We start from the raw sequence: 3,822 nt of genomic DNA, 5'->3' as shown, positions 1-3,822 counted from the left end.
GGCGGGGTCCGCACGCCGCTCCCGCTCGCCGCGGCGGAGCACCGGGCGGGGATCGGCTACACGGCTCACTTCGCCACGCTCTGGATCCCGGACGCCCGCGACGCCGCCGCCTGGCTCGCGGAGGCCGCCCCGCCCGACCGGCTCGCCCTGCTCCGGGAGGCCGGGGCGCAGGTGGGGCGGATGCACCGGGCCGGGGTGGCGCACCCGGACCTCAACCTCCGCAACCTGCTGGTCACTGGCGGGGAGGGCATAAGCCCGATCGTCCACCTCCTGGACTTCGACCGCGCGCGGGTCTCGCCGGGCCCAGTGTCCCCCCGGAGGCGCGCCGCCGACCTTCGGCGCCTGGCCCGCTCGGTCCGCAAGCTCGGCGCGCCGGTCGGCCCCGGGGGGTGGGCGGCGTTCCGGGAGGGCTACGGGGCCGGGTGGCCGCCCCGGCTCGACCTAGGATAGCGGACGAGGGCCCGCTCCACCTTCTCCGCGACCTGCTCGACGGTGATCCGCTCCATCCGCCCGGGACGGTGCCCCGCGCCCGCCGGGTAGTCCTCGCCCGGATCGCCGTACGCGTCCACCATGAGGTCGTGGAAGCGGCGGTAGGGCCCGTAGCGCTTCGGGTTGGTGTATCCCATCAGCGACACCGTCGGCGTCCCCAGCGCCACCCCCACGTGCAGCGGCCCGGTGTCCGGCGAGACCAGCACGTCCGCCCGGTCCAGCAGGTACACCACGCGGCGGAGGTCCCACTCCCTCAGGTCCAGCGGGGGGACCCCGGCCAGGCGCCGGATCTCCCCGGCCGCCGCTTCCTCCCGCGCCGACCTCCCCCCCACCAGCACCGCCCGCGCTCCCATCCCCTCCAGCCGGTCCGCCAGCGCCGCGTAGCGCTCCGCAGGCCACTCCTTCTCCGGCTTCGTGGTGCCCACCACCATCGCCGCGACGCGCCGCTCCGACGCGGGGAGGAGCCCCGCGTAGCGCTCCCGCTCCTCGTCCGTGGGGCCCAGCCCCCACTCCCGCACCGCCGGGATCCCCAGCGCCTCCACGAACTCCAGGTACTCGTCCTGCACGTGCCCCCGCGGCCGCGGGGGGATCCGGTGCGTGGAGAAGAGCCAGGTCAGGTCGCGCGCCCGTGCGCGGTCGTAGCCCAGCTTCACCGGCGCGCGGGCCATCCCGGCGACCACCCCCGCCTTGAGGTAGGCCTGGAGGTTGAGGACCACGTCGAAGGGGCGCGCCGCGAGCGTCCGCCGGAGCTTCAGGAGCCCGCGGATGCCGCGCGCCCGCTGGAAGGTGACGACCTCGTCCAGCGCGGGGTGCCCGGCCACCAGCGCCGCCGAAGAGGGCTGCATGATCCAGGTGAGGTGGGCGGCCGGGTGGTGGCGCCGGATCGAATGGAGCACCGGGAGGGTGTGGATCGCGTTTCCCACGGTGCTCATCATCACGATCCCCACGCGCCGAAGCGGCGGACCCGGCGATGTCACGATGGCCTCCGGCGCGCGGCCTCCGGCGCTCAAGGGACTCCCTCCCCGACCCCGTCGGCGGCGTAGCGCTCGCGCCACAGCTCCACCTTCTCCAGCACGTCCTCGACGCCGATGCGCCGCATCGTCCCCGGGCGTTTCTCGACCGAGACCGGGTAGTCCTCCCCCGGCTCGCCGTACGCGTCCACCATGAGGTCGTGGAAGCGGCGGTAGGGGCCGGTGCGCTTCGGGTTCCAGTGCCCCATCAGCCCGATGACGGGGCGGTTCAGCGCGACCGCCATGTGGAGGGGGGCGGTGTTCAGGGAGACGACCAGCGCGGAGCCGTCCAGCACCCCCACCAGCTCCCGGAGCGAGACGCCCAGCGTGGAGAGCACCGGAAAGCGGGCGTCCTCCAGGATTCGCCGCTCCGTCGCCAGCTCCCGCTCGGAGCGCCCCCCCACCAGCACCGGCTGGAGCCCGAACCGCGCGTAGAGCGCGTCGCACAGCTCCACCCAGCGCTCCGCGGGCCACTCCCGCTCCGGGTCGCTGCTCCCGATCACCAGCGAGGCCACCGGGCGGCCGATCCCGCCGAGGAGCTCCCGCTGCCGCTCCCGCTCGTGCTCCCACGGACCCAGCCCCCACTCTACCGGCTCCGGCGAGACCCCCAGGTGGTGCAGGAACTCGAAGTACTGGTCCTGCACGTGCTGCGGCTCGTGCGGGGGGATCCGCCGGTTGGTCACCAGCCAGTTGAGGTCACGCGCCCGCGCCCGGTCGAACCCGAGCTTCAGCGGCGCGTCCGCGAGCGCCGTGACCACGCTCGCCTTGAAGTACACCTGCAGGTCGAGCACGAGGTCGAAGCGCCGCCCCGCCAGCTTCCGCCGGACGTCGCGGAACGCCCGCCATCCCCCGGAGCGCTCGAAGGTGACGATCTCGTCCACCGCCGGGTGCCCCCGCACCAGCGACGCCGGTCCGGACTGCAGGACCCAGGTGAGGTGGCACGAGGGGTCGTGGCGCTTGAGCGCCGTCACCACGGGGAGGGCGTGCACCGCGTCCCCCACCGCGCTCATCATCACCAGGCAGATGCGCGGGGAGGGCGGAAGGACGATGGACATCGAGACGATCTCGCGGGTCGGGGCGATCGCGCGGCGCCGGTGGGCCGGGCCGTGGAGCGAGCCCTAAAGGTACGCGGGGGGCCCGCGGAAGGGGAGCGTGGCATCCGGCGCGGATCGGCGTTACAATTCCGCGCCCGGATGGGCGCGGATCCACATGAAACGTGCACGACCATGAACGAGACGATCGGCTCGCTGATCGCGCAGCTCGCGCAGACCAACGTGGAGCTCTGGCACGAGGAGGACAAAGCTCGCGTGGACGACGATCACCAGGTCGCAGCCGCCAAGCGCAGCGTCGACCGGCTCAACCAGCGCCGCAACGACCTCATCGAGCGGATCGACGAGGCGGTCATGGCGACGGTCCGGGAGGCGCAGGAGGCGGGGCGCGATGGCTGAGACCGTGGGCTGGCTCGCCGACAAGATCAGCATCGTCGAGCTGAAGATCTACCACATGCAGGAGCAGGCGGAGCGCGAGGACGCCACCCCCGAGTTCCGCGCGCAGTGCGAGGAGCGCCTGGAGGTGCTGCGCATGCAGCGCGACGACCTGGCGGAGGAGCTCACGGGCCTCCTCCGCGACATCGCCTCGGGGAAGGTCGTCCCGAAGGTCTACCGGCAGTTCAAGATGTACAACGACCCGCAGTATCGCAGGCAGAGCGCATCCTGACCCCAGGCTTCACCGGACCCCCATGACAAGAACCCTGTTCGTCGGCGGCATCCACGCCCTCGCCCTCTGTGGGCTGGCGGCATGCGCCTCCCCCCGTCCCGCCGCGGTGGCACCCGTTCCGCCTCCCGCTGCCGCCGTTCCGGCCCCCGCCGCCGCAGACATGGTGCTCCGCGGCGGCCGCGTGTTCCTGGCCGACGAGGCGAACACCGTCGTGCAGGCGGTCGCGGTGCGCGACGGCCGGATCATCGCCGCCGGGACGGACGAGGAGGTTTCGCGCCTGGTGGGCGAGGGAACGCAGGTGGTGAAGCTCGCCGGGCGGCTGGTGACCCCTGGCTTCAACGACGCCCATATCCACTTCGCGTCGGGGGGGGCCTCCCTCCTCAACGTGAACCTGGTGGGCACCACCTCGCTGGCGGAGATCGAGCGGAGGCTGGCCGCCGGGGTGGCGGCGGCGCAGCCCGGCGAGTGGGTGGTGGGGCGCGGGTGGGACCACACCCGCCTCCCGCGCGAGGAGGTCGGCCCCGACGGGTGGCCGCGCCGCGAGCTGCTGGACCGCGTCGCCCCGGACAACCCGGTCTTCCTCACCCGGGTGGACGGGCACGTGGGG

6 protein-coding genes are annotated in these 3,822 nt (G+C 73.8%); 4 read left to right on the top strand and 2 right to left on the bottom strand.

What is annotated here, in order from left to right; all coding sequences use genetic code 11:
* On the top strand, positions 1-450 hold a 450-nt coding region (locus VGR37_06965; protein HEV2147125.1), incomplete at its 5' end, for a lipopolysaccharide kinase InaA family protein.
* On the opposite strand, the gene VGR37_06960 is transcribed toward VGR37_06965, so the two are convergent.
* Entirely contained in the window at positions 411-1,466 is a 1,056-nt protein-coding gene (locus tag VGR37_06960; GenBank protein HEV2147124.1) for a glycosyltransferase family 9 protein, read from the bottom strand. The genes VGR37_06965 and VGR37_06960 overlap by 40 nt on opposite strands.
* Positions 1,467-1,495: 29 nt before the next feature.
* Entirely contained in the window at positions 1,496-2,554 is a 1,059-nt protein-coding gene (locus tag VGR37_06955) for a glycosyltransferase family 9 protein (GenBank protein ID HEV2147123.1), read from the bottom strand.
* A gap of 171 nt (positions 2,555-2,725) precedes the next feature.
* On the opposite strand from VGR37_06955, the gene VGR37_06950 reads away from it, so the two are divergent.
* The 3 genes from VGR37_06950 to VGR37_06940 form a co-directional block, all read left to right on the top strand.
* Positions 2,726-2,947 (top strand): DUF4254 domain-containing protein, encoded by a 222-nt coding sequence (locus VGR37_06950; GenBank protein ID HEV2147122.1) that lies wholly within the window; start codon positions 2,726-2,728, stop codon positions 2,945-2,947.
* Entirely contained in the window at positions 2,940-3,215 is a 276-nt protein-coding gene (locus VGR37_06945) for a DUF4254 domain-containing protein (GenBank protein HEV2147121.1), read from the top strand. The genes VGR37_06950 and VGR37_06945 overlap by 8 nt, the downstream gene beginning before the upstream one ends.
* A 22-nt stretch (positions 3,216-3,237) precedes the next feature.
* Positions 3,238-3,822, top strand: a 585-nt coding sequence (locus tag VGR37_06940; GenBank protein ID HEV2147120.1) for an amidohydrolase family protein, incomplete at its 3' end; no start/stop codon positions are given.

Source organism: Longimicrobiaceae bacterium, assembly GCA_035936415.1.
In the GTDB taxonomy this organism is placed as follows: domain Bacteria; phylum Gemmatimonadota; class Gemmatimonadetes; order Longimicrobiales; family Longimicrobiaceae; genus JAFAYN01.
The sequence above is the reverse complement of the archived record's forward strand: the minus strand, read 5'-3'. Positions and strand labels throughout refer to the sequence as shown.